Below are 13,970 nucleotides of genomic sequence, written 5' to 3'. Positions count from 1 at the left end.
TTCAACCCCTTCAAAAGGTCCACTGGACCTTTTGATCCGCCCGAAGGCGGACCGGGTCTTCACCGTTCGTCGTTCGAAAAGCCAAGCAATTGGCTTTTCGTCCGCTTCGCGGATCACGCCTCACCCTCCCCCTTCACCGTCCGCCGCCCGCGCACGGCCCGCTTCGCCTTCTTGGCACCCGTCAGCTCATGCATGGCATCGAGCTGCATCTGCTGCATCTCCGCCAGGCGCGTCCATTGGCGCGAGATGAGGTAGTCCAGCTTTTCGTGCAGATGGCGCACTTCGAGCTCGGCTTTGAGGTTGACGCGGTAGTCGTTGAAGGAGCGCAGGCGGTCCTTGGTCTCCTGGCGCTTCTGGCTCATCATGATGATCGGCGCCTGGACGGCGGCGATGCAGGAGAGCAGGAGGTTCAGGAGGATGAAGGGGTAGGGGTCGAAGGCGCTGCTCATGCCGGCGATCAGGTTGATGCCGATCCAGATCAAAAGCACGCTGCCAAACGAGATCAGGAACCACCAGCTGCCGCCGAAGGCGGCCATGTTGTCGGAGACACGGTCGGCGAAGGAGCGGTGCTCCTCGAATTCTTCTTCCGAGTTTTCGGAAATCGTGTCCTGCCGGGCGATCGATTCCACCACCTGGCGGTCGAGTTCGGAGAATTCGCCGTGCTCCTGCTGCAGCAGCTCCTCCATGTAGCGCATGCGGTAGCGGCCGAGCTCCTCGCGGCTGATGCGGGCGCCCTTGGGCAGGTCCGGATGATCAGCATGGATGCGGTCGGCGAGGCTCGGGCGCAGCGTGTCGATGCGCACTAGGTCACGCTTGCGGAATTTGCGGCCCGAGATCGCCGACGGTTTTTTCTTCGGCTTGAACCGCGATGCGCCAGGGCCTGATGGTTCGGAGTCCGGAACCTCGGGCGTGTCGAAATGCTCGTCGGAAACCCCGTGCAGGTCTTCTTCGATGGTCGGCGCCTCGAAATATTCGCCGCCGCTGTCGTTCTCATTGTCCGCCGCCTTCTGCTCGGATGCCTTGGGAACGGTGCTCATAGTGCTGGCTCCTGCTATGGCGCTGGTGGTCGAGGATACGCCGAGGCGACGGGGCATGGCCACCGCCGGATTCCGCAGCCTATGCCACGGCTTCCGCACGATTGTGTGACATTCGTGAAACGATAGCCGGCTGTGGGTGTTTTTGTGGTTGAGGGGGGTCGGATGGCCATAAGAGGCGAGGCCTCCCCAACGTCGTCATCCACGGGCGGAGCAGGAGCGAAGCTCCGTCGCGCAGACCCGACGATGACGAAGGTAGGCTCGGCTCTTAATTACTGCTGTTCGATTACTGCTGTTCGGCGAACATCAGCCTGGTCTTGGTGTCGGCGACCATGGGCGAGAGGCTGCGCTGGATCAGCGCCTCGACATGGTCGTTGCGCTGGCGGGCCGAGTCGGCGCCCATCACCACCACGATCAGCTGGCGGCCGTCGGCATTGTAGGAGGTGACGATGTTGAAGCCGGAGGCCCTGATGTAGCCGGTCTTGATGCCGTCAACGCCGCGCACGCGGCCGAGCATGTCGTTGTGGCCGCGCACCAGCCGGCCACGGAACATGAAATCGCTCTCGGAGAAATAGTGGAAATGCTGGGGAAAGCGGGAATGCAGCGCCATGCCGAGCACCGCCATGTCGCGCGCCGTCGTCATCTGGCTGTCGTCTGGCAGGCCGGATGCGTTGCGGAAGGTGGTGCTGGTCATGCCGAGCTGGCGCGCCTTGGAGGTCATCATGGCGGCGAACTGATCCTCCGAGCCGCCGAGGTATTCGCCGACCGCCACCGCCACGTCATTGGCCGACTTGACGATGATGGCGCGGATGGCGGAATCGACGTCGATCGCTTCGCCGCGCCGGAAGCGCATCTTGGTCGGCGGCTGCGAGGCGGCGTGGTCGGAGACCGGGATCTGCGTTTCCTTGGTGACGCGGCCGGAGTCCATCGCCTCGAACAGCAGATAGAGCGTCATCATCTTGGTCAGCGAGGCCGGGTAGCGCTGCGCGGTCGAGTTGACCTCGAACAGCTGCTTGCCGGTCCCGGTGTCAACGACAATCGCCGCATATTTCTGCGGCGGCGCGGGCACGGCCAGCACACTGTCCGGCGGTGTCGTCGCACAGCCGGACAGCAGCACCAGCAAGGCAAATGCCGCGAGAATTTTGTGGACGAACGAAAGGGGATGCAGGTGGGACAAGGGCAGGTCTGTTCTTGGTAAGCCGTTGCGAGAGATGCGGCGAAGCTAACGTAACGCGAGTGGTGCGTCCATTTGGTTAATGGCGGTTATCCCAGGATTGTGGAGCCGGCCGATTTTGCCCTCCCCCTTGTGGGGAGGGTGAGCAGCGTGATGCGAAATGCCCGACATCGCGCTTGCGCAAGCCGCACCGAACGGGTTCTGGTTGCGGCTTCAGAATCGGGTGAGAGCGCAATGGACATCAGCACGATCAAGGCCAGGGGCATTTCGGTTTCGCTCGATCTCACCGTCGGCCACATCGCCGACATGACCGTCGACGGCGACGGACGCCGGTTGAAGCCGCTGCATCGCGCGCCCTGGGTCGACGCGGGCGAGACCTTGCCGAACGACCTGCCGCAAGGCACGGTTCGCCTGTCGGGGGATTTCCTCTGCGCGCCGTTTTCGCGCAGCGATGTCGAGGATGCGCCGCTGCATGGCTGGCCGGCCAACAGCGCCTGGGACATCACCGAAAGCAGCGCCACGGACGGTGGCTGGCGCGCGGTTTTGCGGCTGCGGCACAAGGTCATGGGCGCCAGCGTCGACAAGATCTTGACCCTCATCGACGGCCATCCCTTCCTCTACCAGGAGCACGTTTTTTCCGGCGGCCACGGCGCGATTTCCGTCGCCCACCACCCGATGACGGCGATGAAGGGCGGCGGCCGGCTGGCCTTTTCGCCGAAGCGCTTTGCCGCGACGCCGGCCGACCCGCTGGAGCCCGATCCCGCACGCGGCCGCGTCATGCTCGCCTATCCGGCGCGGTCGGCCGACCTCGGCCATTTTCCCGCCGCCGCCGGAGGCACGCGCGACCTGACGGACTATCGCATGGATGACCGGCGCGAGGATTTCGTCACCCTGATCGAGGCCGACCATGGCGGACCGGGCTGGACGGCGCTGGCCCGCAAGGCCGAGGGCGACCTGGTGCTGGTGTTGAAGAACCCGGCCGAACTGCCTGTTACCATGCTGTGGCTGAGCAATGGCGGCCGCGACTACGCGCCGTGGAGCGGCCGCCACCTGGGCGTGCTCGGCATCGAGGATGGGCGCGCCGCCGTCGGCCACGCCGCCTCGATCGGCGACAACTGGCTGAAACGAGAGGGCGTGGCGACCGCCTTTGCGCTCGGCGACAGCTTCTCGTTTCGCCATGTCATCGGCGCCATGCCGCTGCCGGGTGGCGAACCGCCGCAGGAGGTTGTCACGGCGGATGGCCGCATGCGGCTGTCGGCCGGCGGCTCGACATGGGACGTGCCGTTCGACAGCGATTTCCTGCGCATCGGCCAGCCTGCGGTTGCGTGAGTGGATTGACCCTAATGTTGGCAGTTCGGCGGCCACCCTCAAACCCAACAAGTCCCAATTTGAAATTTCGCCCGACTGCCGCCAAAATGCGACGGAGATATCGTGCCTATCATCAGGGCAAGTGAGGCTCCCATGTCCGAAATCGCTCACCTCGCCGCCACCATCTTCAAGCGCGCCGGCAAGGCAAAGCGCTTCATCGTCGCCATTGCGGGGCCGCCGGGAGCAGGCAAGTCGACATTGTCGGCGAGCCTGCACGACCTTTTGCCGGAAGGAGCCGTGGAAGTCGTGCCGATGGACGGCTTCCATTATGACGACATCGTGCTCAACGCGCGCGGCCTGCGCGCGCGCAAGGGCGCGCCGGAAACCTTCGACTTCGCCGGTTTCGAAACCCTGCTGAAGCGCATCCGGGCCGGCGAGGCCGAGATCGCGATTCCCGTCTTCGACCGCGGCTTGGAGCTGTCGCGCGCCGCCGCGGCGATCGTCGGCACCGAGACCAAGTTCATCCTGGTCGAAGGCAATTACCTGCTGCTCGACGAGGAGCCGTGGTCGCGGCTGGCGCCGCTGTTCGATTATTCGATTTTCGTCGACGTGCCGCGCAACGAGCTCGAGCGCCGCCTGATGGAGCGCTGGCACGAGCATGGCCGTTCCGACGCCGATGCGCGCGCCTGGATCGCCTCCAACGACATGCCGAACATCGAACGCGTGCTGGCACGGCGCCGGGCGGCCGACCTGGTCATTGGTTAACCTGCTTAATTTTCGGTATTCTTGGACGGGAACCTTAAGAGTTTCGCGCCGTTATGCCTCAGAACCAGTTTGTGTGGCGTGAGGGATTTTGCATGGCAACCAAGGCTAGAAAACCCGCAAAGACGAAACCCGCGAAGGCAACGCAAGCGAAAGCCGGTGCTGGCGCTGCGGTAGCCGAACGCTCAAAAGACGCCAAAGGCGCTTTCGGCAAGGCGGCACCTAGAAAAGTGGTCCCGGCCGCCAAGGCGGCCAGCCCGCGCAAAGCGACGCCGAACAAAGCCGGTGCCGTTCGAACCGCGGCGAACGTCGCCGCAGGTGCGGTGGTTGCAACCGCCCGCGGGGCCGCCTCGCTTGCCGCCTCCGTGATCGGCAAGGGCAGTTCGAAGGCGAAAGCGAAGTAGCAGGCAGCAGGGCGGCAGTCCGCCTCAAGCCTTTGCCGGAATGGTCAGGCCCTTTTGCACCGCCGGCCGTGCCAGGCCGCGCTCCAGCCATGCCGCCACATTAGCGAAATCATCGAAACCGACGAGGTCGCGGGCTTCATAGAAGCCGATCAGGTTGCGCACCCAGCCGAGCAGCGAGATGTCAGCGATGGTGTAGTCGTTGGCCATGATCCATTTGCGGCCCTTCAGCCTGGCGTCGAGCACACCGAGCAGCCGCCGCGATTCGTCACGATAGCGCTCCAGCGGGCGCTTGTCGGCGATCTCGCGGCCGGCGAATTTGTGGAAGAAGCCGACCTGGCCGAACATCGGCCCAACCGAAGCCATCTGGAAGAACACCCACTGGATCGTTTCGTAGCGGCGCGCGGCGTACACGGGCATGAGCAGGCCGGTCTTTTCGGCGAGATAAAGCAAGATGGCGCCGGATTCGAACAGGCCGATCGGCTTGCCGTCCGGGCCGTTGGGATCGATGATCGCCGGTATCTTGCCGTTGGGGTTGAGCGCCAGGAATTCCGGCGTCCAGCTTTCGTTCTGGCCGATATTGATCCAATGCGGTTCGTAGGGCAGGCCGATCTCTTCCAGGGCGATCGATATCTTCACTCCATTCGGCGTCGTTGCCGAATAGAGCTGGATCTGGTCCGGGTGCTTGGCCGGCCAGCGCGCGGTGATTGGAAAGGCGGACAGGTCGGCCATCGTGAACTCCTGAATGGGGATGCGCAAAAGCGCGGTGCTGGCGGGTCCGCAAAGAATTAGGCGCGCGGCCGGGTGTGATCAATATGGCGGCGACGGTTTCGCCATGACGGACCGTCAACCAGACCGGACGGAGCGCCACCGCCGGTGGCATTCCGAATCATCGGCAGTCGTGACCGCAGGGATGCGGTGGTGACCGCAGGGGTCAAACAGCCTTGAAGGCCAGCACCGCGTTGGTGCCGCCAAAGGCAAAGCCGTTGCTGATCGCGGCGCGCACCTTGCGTTCGCGGGCCACATTCGGCGTCACGTCGAGGTCGCAATCGGGATCGGCCTCGCGGAAATTCGCCGTCGGCGGCACGACGCCTTCGCGGATCGCCATGACGCAGGCGATCATTTCCAGTCCGCCAGAGGCGCCTAGGCAATGGGCGTGCATCGACTTGGTCGAGGAGACCGACAGCTTGTAGGCGTGCTCGCCGAAGACGCGCTTGATGGCGGTGGTCTCGATCTGGTCGTTGGCCTTGGTGCCGGTGCCATGCGCGTTGAGATAGTCGATGTCCTCGGGATTGAGCCCGGCATCGGCCAGGCAGAAGCGCATCGCGGCTTCCGGGCCCTCGATGGTCGGCGCGACGATGTCGGACGCGTCGGCCGACAGGCCGGTGCCGGCGATTTCGGCGAGGATGGTGGCGCCGCGCGCCGTCGCATGTTCATAGCGTTCCAGGACAGCCATGCCGGCACCCTCGCCCAGCACCAGCCCTTGGCGATCGGCCGAGAACGGCCGGCACGTATCGGGCGACAGCACGCGCAATGCCTCCCAGCCCTTCAGCACGCCCCAGACCAGCGGCGCATCGGTACCGCCGGCCACCATGACATCGGCGCGGCCGAGCCTGATCTGGTCGACCGCCGAGGCGATGGCGTGGTTGGCCGACGAGCAGGCCGAAGTGACGCCGAACACAGGCCCACGCAGGCCAAGGTGCATGCTGACCTGGCCGGCGGCGGCACCCGGCATGACCCTGGGCACGGTGAAGATGCCGGCGCGATTCTTGCCCTCGACCAGGATGGCGCGATAGTTCTCCTCGACGGTCTCGAACCCGCAGACGCCGACGCCGACAATGGTTCCCATGCGATAGGTATTGTCGGCGTGGGGGGCCAATCCGGACTGTTGCAGGGCTTCGCGCGCCGCGATCACCGCCAGCAGGCTGAAACGGTCCATCGACACCAGTTGCTTGCGCTCGATGCCGTGATCGGGCAGCGCCTTGACCTCGCAGCCCGTCCTGACCTTCAGGTCGTGCAGGGAATGATTTTCGATCGGGCCTATCGCCGAGCGGCCGGCGCGCATCTCGCCCCAGATTGCCGGCGCATTGGTGCCGAGCCCGCATATGCCGCCAAGGCCGGTGATGACGACGCGTTTCAGCATTCGGTCAGGCTTTTTTCGCGATCAGCGCGCGAACGGCCTCGACCATGTCGCCAACGTTCTTCAGATTGCTCCAGGCGTCGACCGTGTTCATCTCGATCTCGATGCCATATTGCTCCTCGAGATCGAAGATGATCTCCGTCAGCTCCAGGGAATGGATGCCGAGCGCCGTCAATTCGGTGGCGGTGGTGATTTCCTCACCGCCCGGCTCGGCATGGGCCTTGATCTTTTCGATGATTTCCGTTGCCAGTTGGTCGGCCATTCGGTTTCTTCCCCACTTTTTCGTTTCCCGACGCCAACTGAACAGCGCCTTTTTGTCCTCGATATCAGGCCGCGATTGTCGCCTTCTACCCCCGCCAAGCATCGCATGACCGCACCAAGTGGCTCCCTCTATAGAAACGGAAACGCTATCAAGCAACAAGCTATATGTCGACAAAACCGCCGCAGTGCTTAACCTGACGGCGTGGACACGATCGAATATACGAAGTTTTCAGGCCAACCGGCCCAGCGCGCCGCCGGCCTGGCCCAGCTTGGCTGCGCCAGTATCGACGGCCGCACGCGGCTGCGCCGCCTCTATCAGGACGGCTCCGCCAAGATAAGGCTGCCGGCGGTTTCGGCCGGACCGCTGGAAGCAGTGCTGATCAACACCGCCGGCGGGCTGACCGGCGGCGACCGCCTCGGATGGGACGTGGATGTCGGCGCAAATGCCAGCGCTGCGATAACCACCCAGGCCTGCGAGAAGGTCTATCGCGCTGCGTCCGACCGCGCCGAGGTGTCGATAAAGCTGACCGTCGGCGAAAACGGCCGTATTGCATGGTTGCCCCAGGAAACCATCGTCTTCGACCGGGCGGCCTTTGCCAGGACATTGGATGTCGAACTTGCCGCAGGGGCCGAGGCGCTGCTGGTTGAGGCGACGGTCTTTGGCCGCCTGGCAATGGGCGAACGTGCCGCGCACGGCAATTTCCACGACCGCTGGCGCGTCCGTGGCAATGGGTCCCTCATCCATGCCGAGGATTTCCGCATCGGACCCGACATCGCCGCGATCCTGGGCCGTCCGGCCGTCGCCGGCGGCGCGATCGCGGTGGCAACGCTGCTGCTGGTGTCGCCACGGGCAGAGGCGCTGCTCGATCCGGTCCGGGAGATCATCGGCGATCAGGGTGGCGCCAGCATCTGGAGCGTAGGGACATCTGGCAAGCTTCTTGCGAGGCTTTACGCCGAGGACGGCTACCAGTTGCGCCAGCGGCTGGTTCCGCTCGTCGGATTGCTCAATGGAGAGGCGGGACTGCCCAAATTATGGTCATTGTGATTCTGTTCGCATCATTTCAGGCAAACGCATGAACCTGACGCCAAGGGAAAAGGACAAGCTGCTGATCGCCATGGCGGCAATCGTGGCACGCAAGCGGCTGGAGCGCGGCGTCAGGCTCAACCATCCGGAAGCAATCGCGCTGATCACCGATTTCGTCGTCGAAGGCGCCCGTGACGGCCGCCCGGTCGCCGAGCTGATGGAGGCGGGGGCGCATGTCGTCAGCCGCGCCCAGGTCATGGAAGGCATCGCCGAGATGATCCATGACGTGCAGGTGGAGGCGACCTTCCCCGACGGCACGAAACTGGTGACCGTGCACGAACCCATCAGGTGAGGAGACCGGAATGCTGGATCTGCGTCCAAACTGCGAATGCTGCGACAAGGACCTTCCGCCGGAGGCGACGGACGCGTTGATCTGCACCTTCGAGTGCACCTTCTGCGCCGACTGCGCGGAAGGCGTGCTGGGTGGCGTCTGCCCGAACTGCGGCGGCAATTTTTCGGCCCGGCCGATCCGTCCCGCCGCGATGCTGAAGAAATACCCGGCTTCGACCAAGCGCATCCTCAAGGCCGAGGGATGCGGCCCGCGCAAGGCCGCGTGACCCCTGCGACACCGCAAACGAAAGGCAAGTAGAATGATCCCCGCCAAACGCCTGTGCCTCTCGGCGATCCTGCTCCTGGCCGCCGCCATGCCGGCCTATGCCCATGTCGGCATCGGCACGACATCCTCCTTCACCGCCGGCTTCATGCATCCGCTCTCCGGCCTTGATCACATGACGGTGATGATCGCGGTCGGACTATGGGCGGCACTCAAGGGCGGCAAGGCGATCTGGGCCTGGCCGGCGGCTTTTGCCGGCGTCATGCTGGTGGGCGGCGCACTCGGCATGCTGCACATGCCGCTGCCGTTCGTCGAGCCGGGCATATTGGCGTCGGTCGTGGCGCTCGGGCTGCTGGTGGCGCTGGCGATCGATCTCCCGGTGTCCACTGGCGCCGCCATCATCGCCCTGTTCGCGCTGTTTCACGGCCATGCCCATGGCACCGAAGTGCCGGAGAATGCCGGCGGGCTCGAATACATGGCAGGCTTTGCCGTCGCCACCGTGCTGCTCCATGCCACCGGCATTGCCGCCGGCCTCAGCCTCGGCCAGAGGTTGCGCGGCCTGGCCCGTATCGCGGGCGCGGCCTGCGCGGCGATCGGCGTCGGCCTTGCCTTCGGCGTGGTGTGAGGTCCAATGATCCCCGGCGAAATCATCCCCGCACCAGGCGACATCGAACTCAACAAGGGCCTGCCGACCGTCACCCTGAAAGTCGCCAACAGCGGCGACCGGCCAGTCCAGGTCGGCAGCCACTATCATTTCTTCGAAACCAATGAAGGGCTGAAGTTCGACCGCGAACGGGCACGCGGCATGCGCCTCGACATCGCCGCCGGCACCGCCATGCGCTTCGAACCGGGCCAGGAACGCGACGTCACGCTGGTGCCGCTCGGCGGCAAGCGCGAGATCTATGGATTCCAGCAGAAGGTGATGGGCAAGCTGTGAGATCGGTGGGATCTCATGCGTGGTGCGCCAAGATGGCGACAGGCTTCGGGGCAAGCGTGAGAGCACACGGTGCTTTCAGCTCAGCCGGGCGGTTTGGCGGCCGCGTAGATGACGATCTTTCCGGGATCGTCGAACTCGACGGCAAGGACGTCCTCGGCCAGCACGCGCCGCGAATCGATGGCATTGAAGAGCAGGGCGTTGGCCTCGATCTCCTTGCGCAGCTCCGCCACATCGTCCTGATGCTGCCGAACCTTGTTCTCGATGACCGGCGGCGGGCCGCCTTCGCTGCGTGCCGCATCGGTGAGGAAGACGATGTCGACCTTGTCGAGCTTGGACGTCTTGCGCACGGTGCTGATGTTCTCACGCGTGCGGTCGATCGCCGAACTGACTTTTCCAATTTCCGCGGTGGCCTTGGCCTCTTCCTGATTGACCTGCGACCCGACGATCCTGTCGACGGTCTCCGGGCTTTCGAGGCCCTGCGCGTTGAGCACCGCCTGCGGGATGCTTGCCGCGAGAAAAGCCACCGCCGCAAAGGCATGCGGCCATCTGGCATCGGGCAGTATCGTGACGGTCATCGCTCGCTTTCGTGGTTCGTTCCAACCTCTAGGAAACGAAACGCTTCCAGCCTTGCCACGGTTCCCTTCACGGTTCCCTTCACGATGCGCCCGGCGGACCGGATGCCGGCCCGCCAGGCCGGATCGTCAGCTGGCTTTCTTGGTGATCAGGGTCAGCGCGCCATTGGGCTCCATACTGGCCGCGACCACTTGCGCCGAGGTCATCCCCTTGGCCTCCAGCGCGGATTTGACCTTGGGCGTGGCATCGATCGAGCTGCGCAGTTTCTTCAGGCCGTCATCGCCGCGCTGGGCGATCACCTGGTTGACCTGCGTCTGGGTGTCCTTCGGCAGCTCGGTGATGTCGACGATGTTGACGCTCTGGATCGCCGGCGCGGCCTGCTGACCGCCAGGAGCCGGCGCGGCCGGCGCCTGGGCGGGCTGTTGCGCAGGTTGCTGCTGGGCACTGGCGGCGCCCGCCAGCGTCAGGGTGGCGGCGGCTGCAAGAACTATCGCTTTGCGCATGGATCTTCCTTCCATCGATTTGGCAAACGGTCGTTTTGGGGTGACCCCCCAACCTCAACCGCCAAATGGGATCAGAAGGTGTCGCCCAGCGGGTCATTGCATGACCATTGGATGGCGACAATGTGCAAGCCGGCTTCAACCGCACCGCAATTCGGGAGCAATCGCTGATGGCCAGAATCACCCGTGCCGCCTATGCGCAGATGTATGGCCCGACCGTCGGCGACCGGGTGCGGCTTGCCGACACCGAACTCTTCATCGAGGTCGAGAAGGATTTCACCATCCATGGCGAGGAGGTGAAATTCGGCGGCGGCAAGGTCATCCGCGACGGCATGGGCCAGAGCCAGGTTTCCCGCGCCCAGGGCGCGGTCGACACGGTCGTCACCAACGCGCTGGTGATCGACGCCAGCGCCGGCATCTTCAAGGCCGATATCGGCCTCCGGGATGGCCGCATCGCCGCGATCGGCAAGGCCGGCAATCCCGACACGCAAGATGGGGTCACCATCATCATCGGCCCCGGCACCGAAATCATCGCCGGCGAGGGCAAGATCCTGACCGCCGGCGGCTTCGACGCGCATATCCATTTCATCTGCCCGCAGCAGATCGAGGAAGCGCTGATGTCAGGCATCACCACGATGCTGGGCGGCGGCACCGGCCCCGCGCACGGCACGCTGGCCACCACCTGCACGCCGGGACCATGGCACATGGCCCGCATGATCCAGTCCTTCGACGCCTTTCCGATGAATATCGGCCTGTCGGGCAAGGGCAACGCCTCGCTGCCGGCGGCATTGGAAGAAATGGTGCTGGGCGGGGCCTGCTCGCTGAAGCTGCATGAGGACTGGGGCACGACGCCGGCGGCCATCGACTGCTGCCTGTCGGTGGCCGATGATCATGACGTGCAGGTGATGATCCACACCGACACACTGAACGAATCCGGCTTTGTCGAAAACACCGTGGCGGCGATCAAGGGCCGCACCATCCACGCCTTCCACACCGAAGGTGCGGGCGGCGGCCACGCACCCGACATCATCAAGGTCTGCGGTCTGCCCAACGTCATCCCGTCCTCGACCAATCCGACGCGGCCCTATACGGTCAACACGCTGGCCGAGCATCTCGACATGCTGATGGTCTGCCACCATCTGTCGCCGTCGATCCCCGAGGACATCGCCTTTGCCGAAAGCCGCATCCGCAAGGAGACGATCGCCGCCGAGGACATCCTGCACGATATCGGCGCCTTCTCGATCATATCGTCCGACAGCCAGGCCATGGGCCGCGTCGGCGAAGTGGCGATCCGCACCTGGCAGACTGCCGACAAGATGAAGCGCCAGCGCGGTTCACTGCCGCAGGAGACCGGCAACAACGACAATTTCCGCGTCCGCCGCTACATCGCCAAATACACGATCAACCCGGCCATCGCGCATGGCCTGTCGAAAGAGATCGGCTCGATCACGGTCGGCAAGCGCGCCGACCTGGTGCTGTGGAACCCGGCATTCTTCGGAGTGAAGCCGGATATGGTGCTGATCGGCGGGATGATTGCCGCCGCCCCGATGGGCGACCCCAATGCCTCGATCCCAACGCCGCAGCCTATGCATTACCGGCCGATGTTCGGCGCCTATGGCAAGGCCAGGACCAACTCGTCGGTGACCTTCGTTTCCAAGGCAGCGCTCGGGTCGGGCCTGCATGGCCGGCTCGGCGTCGACAAGCAGTTCGTCGCGGTGGAAAACACCCGCGGCGGCATCGGCAAGCATTCGATGGTGCTCAACGACGCCACGCCGCATGTCGAGGTCGATCCCGAAACCTACGAGGTCCGGGCCGATGGTGAATTGCTCACCTGCGAACCGGCGACGGTGCTGCCGATGGCGCAGCGGTATTTTCTGTTTTGATGTCTCCCCAGGTCATTACTGGTTCATGAATTCGGCTAGATGCGTCTGACTGAAGATGCGCGCATTGCGTCAATCGCTAGCGCAAAAACCGTACACGGTTGGTCAACCTCGACGCCGACAAAGTTTTCGCTGGATCGCCTTATCGCCCCTATCCTTTGCTTCCAACTTGGAAATTCGGGGCCATTGGAGCAATATAGGCTGCATGAACAAGATTTTTCGCAAACAGCAATTGACGCCCTACGAGGCGGACTATGCTCAGTGGTGCGCCGAGCAAGGCGCGCTGTTGCGCGAAGATCGTCTGTCCGATCTTGATCGCGAGAATCTCGCCGAGGAGATCGAGAGCTTGGGGCGGAGCGACAAAAGGGAAATTGCGAGCAGGCTTGGCACCTTGATCCTGCATTTGCTCAAATGGGAGTTTCAGCCCGAGCAGCGCAAAACCGGATGGCTGCTCACAATCCGTGAACAGCGATATCGGATTGAAAATCTGCTCGATGAAAGTCCGAGCCTGAAAGCGTATCCGGCGCAGATGCTCGGACGAGAGTTCAAGATAGCAAGGTTAAAGGCGCTGGACGAAACCGGCTTGAGCGATCGCGATTTTCCTGTTGATTGCCCATTTACAATCAGGGAAATTCTGGACCATGGCTATTTTCCAGGCACGCCGTGGTCTTCGGATAAACTTATTCGCGAGTAGCCGCGAAGTGGCCCGTCGCAAATATTTCATCCCGTCGTGAGCATTGTTATTATCCGCCGATGGCCACCGAAATAGCCTCTCCCCACGACATCTTCCCGCATATCCGCATCGTCATGGGCATGGTGATCGGGCTTGGCGTCGCCCGCCTGCTGTCAGGGGTGGCGCGCATCGTCCAGCATCCGGGCCAATACCGGCTCTATCCCGTGCATCTGGCCTGGGTCGCTTCGGTGCTGTTGATGCTGGTGCATTTCTGGTGGTGGGAGTTCGGCCTCTACGCCATCGAAACGTGGACCTTCGGCAAATACCTGTTCATCATCTTCTACGCGATCACGCTGTTCCTGCTGTGCGCGCTGCTGTTTCCGGATTCGATGCTGGACTACACCAGTTACGAGGATTTCTTCTATTCGCGCCGCGCCTGGTTCTTCGGCCTGCTGGCGGCGACCTATCTGCTCGACGTGATCGATACGCTGCTGAAGGGACCGGAGCATTTCGCCCGCTTCGGCAACGAATATCTGTTCCGCACGCCGGTCTTCGTCGCGTTTTGCATCGCCGCGATCCTGGTGCGCGATCGCCGCTTTCACATCGCCTTTGTCACGGCGGCGCTGATCTATCAGATATCGTTCATCCTGCGGCTCTTCGACACGATCGTATGACCAAGGCGCATGGTCT

Annotated in this window: 18 protein-coding genes; 11 read left to right on the top strand and 7 right to left on the bottom strand. The window is 63.7% G+C overall.

Annotated features, from left to right (window positions below; translation table 11 throughout):
* Nucleotides 1-113: 113 nt before the first annotated feature.
* A complete protein-coding gene (locus LB568_RS01625) occupies nt 114-1,037 on the bottom strand; it encodes a DUF1003 domain-containing protein (protein ID WP_140574223.1) in 924 nt (307 codons plus the stop codon).
* Nucleotides 1,038-1,320: 283 nt separating this feature from the next.
* A complete protein-coding gene (locus tag LB568_RS01620; RefSeq protein WP_224728842.1) occupies nt 1,321-2,211 on the bottom strand; it encodes a D-alanyl-D-alanine carboxypeptidase family protein in 891 nt (296 codons plus the stop codon).
* A 231-nt stretch (nt 2,212-2,442) separates the two neighbouring features.
* On the opposite strand from LB568_RS01620, the gene LB568_RS01615 reads away from it, so the two are divergent.
* From LB568_RS01615 to LB568_RS01605, 3 genes are all read left to right on the top strand, one after another.
* On the top strand, nt 2,443-3,537 hold the full coding sequence (locus tag LB568_RS01615; RefSeq protein ID WP_224728841.1) for a hypothetical protein: 1,095 nt from the start codon (nt 2,443-2,445) through the stop codon (nt 3,535-3,537).
* 132 nt (nt 3,538-3,669) lie between these two features.
* A complete protein-coding gene (locus LB568_RS01610; RefSeq protein WP_023765536.1) occupies nt 3,670-4,281 on the top strand; it encodes a nucleoside triphosphate hydrolase in 612 nt (203 codons plus the stop codon).
* A gap of 92 nt (nt 4,282-4,373) precedes the next feature.
* Entirely contained in the window at nt 4,374-4,682 is a 309-nt protein-coding gene (locus tag LB568_RS01605) for a hypothetical protein (RefSeq protein ID WP_224728840.1), read from the top strand.
* 24 nt (nt 4,683-4,706) lie between these two features.
* Here LB568_RS01605 and LB568_RS01600 read toward each other — a convergent pair whose 3' ends face one another.
* From LB568_RS01600 to LB568_RS01590, 3 genes are all read right to left on the bottom strand, one after another.
* Nucleotides 4,707-5,411, bottom strand: a complete 705-nt coding sequence (locus LB568_RS01600; protein WP_224728839.1) for a glutathione S-transferase family protein — start codon at nt 5,409-5,411, stop codon at nt 4,707-4,709.
* A 202-nt stretch (nt 5,412-5,613) separates the two neighbouring features.
* Nucleotides 5,614-6,822: a beta-ketoacyl-[acyl-carrier-protein] synthase family protein gene (locus LB568_RS01595; protein ID WP_224728838.1), complete on the bottom strand. Its 1,209-nt coding sequence runs from the start codon at nt 6,820-6,822 to the stop codon at nt 5,614-5,616.
* Between the two features lie 4 nt (nt 6,823-6,826).
* The gene (locus LB568_RS01590) at nt 6,827-7,081 is read right to left on the bottom strand and encodes an acyl carrier protein (protein WP_013891779.1); all 255 of its coding nucleotides are present in this window, start codon (nt 7,079-7,081) and stop codon (nt 6,827-6,829) included.
* A gap of 201 nt (nt 7,082-7,282) precedes the next feature.
* Between LB568_RS01590 and LB568_RS01585 the strand changes: the two genes are divergently transcribed.
* Genes LB568_RS01585 through LB568_RS01565 form a run of 5 tightly spaced genes read left to right on the top strand, consistent with a single transcriptional unit; the run spans nt 7,283 to nt 9,654 of the window.
* Entirely contained in the window at nt 7,283-8,125 is an 843-nt protein-coding gene (locus LB568_RS01585) for an urease accessory protein UreD (RefSeq protein WP_412033887.1), read from the top strand.
* 28 nt (nt 8,126-8,153) lie between these two features.
* Entirely contained in the window at nt 8,154-8,456 is a 303-nt protein-coding gene (locus LB568_RS01580; RefSeq protein WP_013891781.1) for an urease subunit gamma, read from the top strand.
* Nucleotides 8,457-8,466: 10 nt separating this feature from the next.
* Nucleotides 8,467-8,721 (top strand): DUF1272 domain-containing protein, encoded by a 255-nt coding sequence (locus tag LB568_RS01575; RefSeq protein ID WP_023765531.1) that lies wholly within the window; start codon nt 8,467-8,469, stop codon nt 8,719-8,721.
* A gap of 33 nt (nt 8,722-8,754) precedes the next feature.
* Nucleotides 8,755-9,342, top strand: a complete 588-nt coding sequence (locus LB568_RS01570) for a HupE/UreJ family protein (protein ID WP_224728837.1) — start codon at nt 8,755-8,757, stop codon at nt 9,340-9,342.
* A 6-nt stretch (nt 9,343-9,348) separates the two neighbouring features.
* Nucleotides 9,349-9,654: an urease subunit beta gene (locus LB568_RS01565; protein ID WP_224728836.1), complete on the top strand. Its 306-nt coding sequence runs from the start codon at nt 9,349-9,351 to the stop codon at nt 9,652-9,654.
* Between the two features lie 80 nt (nt 9,655-9,734).
* Here LB568_RS01565 and LB568_RS01560 read toward each other — a convergent pair whose 3' ends face one another.
* Together LB568_RS01560 and LB568_RS01555 are read right to left on the bottom strand one after the other, a co-directional pair.
* A complete protein-coding gene (locus LB568_RS01560; protein WP_224728835.1) occupies nt 9,735-10,229 on the bottom strand; it encodes a hypothetical protein in 495 nt (164 codons plus the stop codon).
* 126 nt (nt 10,230-10,355) lie between these two features.
* On the bottom strand, nt 10,356-10,730 hold the full coding sequence (locus tag LB568_RS01555) for a hypothetical protein (RefSeq protein WP_013891786.1): 375 nt from the start codon (nt 10,728-10,730) through the stop codon (nt 10,356-10,358).
* Between the two features lie 167 nt (nt 10,731-10,897).
* Between LB568_RS01555 and ureC the strand changes: the two genes are divergently transcribed.
* From ureC to LB568_RS01540, 3 genes are all read left to right on the top strand, one after another.
* Entirely contained in the window at nt 10,898-12,610 is a 1,713-nt protein-coding gene (gene ureC / locus LB568_RS01550; protein ID WP_412033886.1) for an urease subunit alpha, read from the top strand.
* A 202-nt stretch (nt 12,611-12,812) separates the two neighbouring features.
* On the top strand, nt 12,813-13,301 hold the full coding sequence (locus tag LB568_RS01545) for a DUF29 domain-containing protein (protein ID WP_224728834.1): 489 nt from the start codon (nt 12,813-12,815) through the stop codon (nt 13,299-13,301).
* A gap of 59 nt (nt 13,302-13,360) precedes the next feature.
* The gene (locus tag LB568_RS01540; protein WP_013891789.1) at nt 13,361-13,954 is read left to right on the top strand and encodes a hypothetical protein; all 594 of its coding nucleotides are present in this window, start codon (nt 13,361-13,363) and stop codon (nt 13,952-13,954) included.
* The last annotated feature ends 16 nt before the right edge of the window (nt 13,955-13,970 follow it).

Source organism: Mesorhizobium sp. B263B2A, assembly GCF_020165775.1.
GTDB lineage: Bacteria > Pseudomonadota > Alphaproteobacteria > Rhizobiales > Rhizobiaceae > Mesorhizobium > Mesorhizobium opportunistum.
This window is presented reverse-complemented; position numbering and strand designations above follow the sequence as displayed.

What these genes read in the sequence shown, in the direction of transcription:
- LB568_RS01625 (WP_140574223.1), bottom strand. Translation starts at nt 1,037, where the DNA reads ATGAGCACCGTTCCCAAGGCATCCGAGCAGAAGGCGGCGGACAATGAG.
- LB568_RS01615 (WP_224728841.1), top strand. Translation starts at nt 2,443, where the DNA reads ATGGACATCAGCACGATCAAGGCCAGGGGCATTTCGGTTTCGCTCGAT.
- LB568_RS01610 (WP_023765536.1), top strand. Translation starts at nt 3,670, where the DNA reads ATGTCCGAAATCGCTCACCTCGCCGCCACCATCTTCAAGCGCGCCGGC.
- LB568_RS01605 (WP_224728840.1), top strand. Translation starts at nt 4,374, where the DNA reads ATGGCAACCAAGGCTAGAAAACCCGCAAAGACGAAACCCGCGAAGGCA.
- LB568_RS01600 (WP_224728839.1), bottom strand. Translation starts at nt 5,411, where the DNA reads ATGGCCGACCTGTCCGCCTTTCCAATCACCGCGCGCTGGCCGGCCAAG.
- LB568_RS01595 (WP_224728838.1), bottom strand. Translation starts at nt 6,822, where the DNA reads ATGCTGAAACGCGTCGTCATCACCGGCCTTGGCGGCATATGCGGGCTC.
- LB568_RS01590 (WP_013891779.1), bottom strand. Translation starts at nt 7,081, where the DNA reads ATGGCCGACCAACTGGCAACGGAAATCATCGAAAAGATCAAGGCCCAT.
- LB568_RS01580 (WP_013891781.1), top strand. Translation starts at nt 8,154, where the DNA reads ATGAACCTGACGCCAAGGGAAAAGGACAAGCTGCTGATCGCCATGGCG.
- LB568_RS01575 (WP_023765531.1), top strand. Translation starts at nt 8,467, where the DNA reads ATGCTGGATCTGCGTCCAAACTGCGAATGCTGCGACAAGGACCTTCCG.
- LB568_RS01570 (WP_224728837.1), top strand. Translation starts at nt 8,755, where the DNA reads ATGATCCCCGCCAAACGCCTGTGCCTCTCGGCGATCCTGCTCCTGGCC.
- LB568_RS01565 (WP_224728836.1), top strand. Translation starts at nt 9,349, where the DNA reads ATGATCCCCGGCGAAATCATCCCCGCACCAGGCGACATCGAACTCAAC.
- LB568_RS01560 (WP_224728835.1), bottom strand. Translation starts at nt 10,229, where the DNA reads ATGACCGTCACGATACTGCCCGATGCCAGATGGCCGCATGCCTTTGCG.
- LB568_RS01555 (WP_013891786.1), bottom strand. Translation starts at nt 10,730, where the DNA reads ATGCGCAAAGCGATAGTTCTTGCAGCCGCCGCCACCCTGACGCTGGCG.
- ureC (WP_412033886.1), top strand. Translation starts at nt 10,898, where the DNA reads ATGGCCAGAATCACCCGTGCCGCCTATGCGCAGATGTATGGCCCGACC.
- LB568_RS01545 (WP_224728834.1), top strand. Translation starts at nt 12,813, where the DNA reads ATGAACAAGATTTTTCGCAAACAGCAATTGACGCCCTACGAGGCGGAC.
- LB568_RS01540 (WP_013891789.1), top strand. Translation starts at nt 13,361, where the DNA reads ATGGCCACCGAAATAGCCTCTCCCCACGACATCTTCCCGCATATCCGC.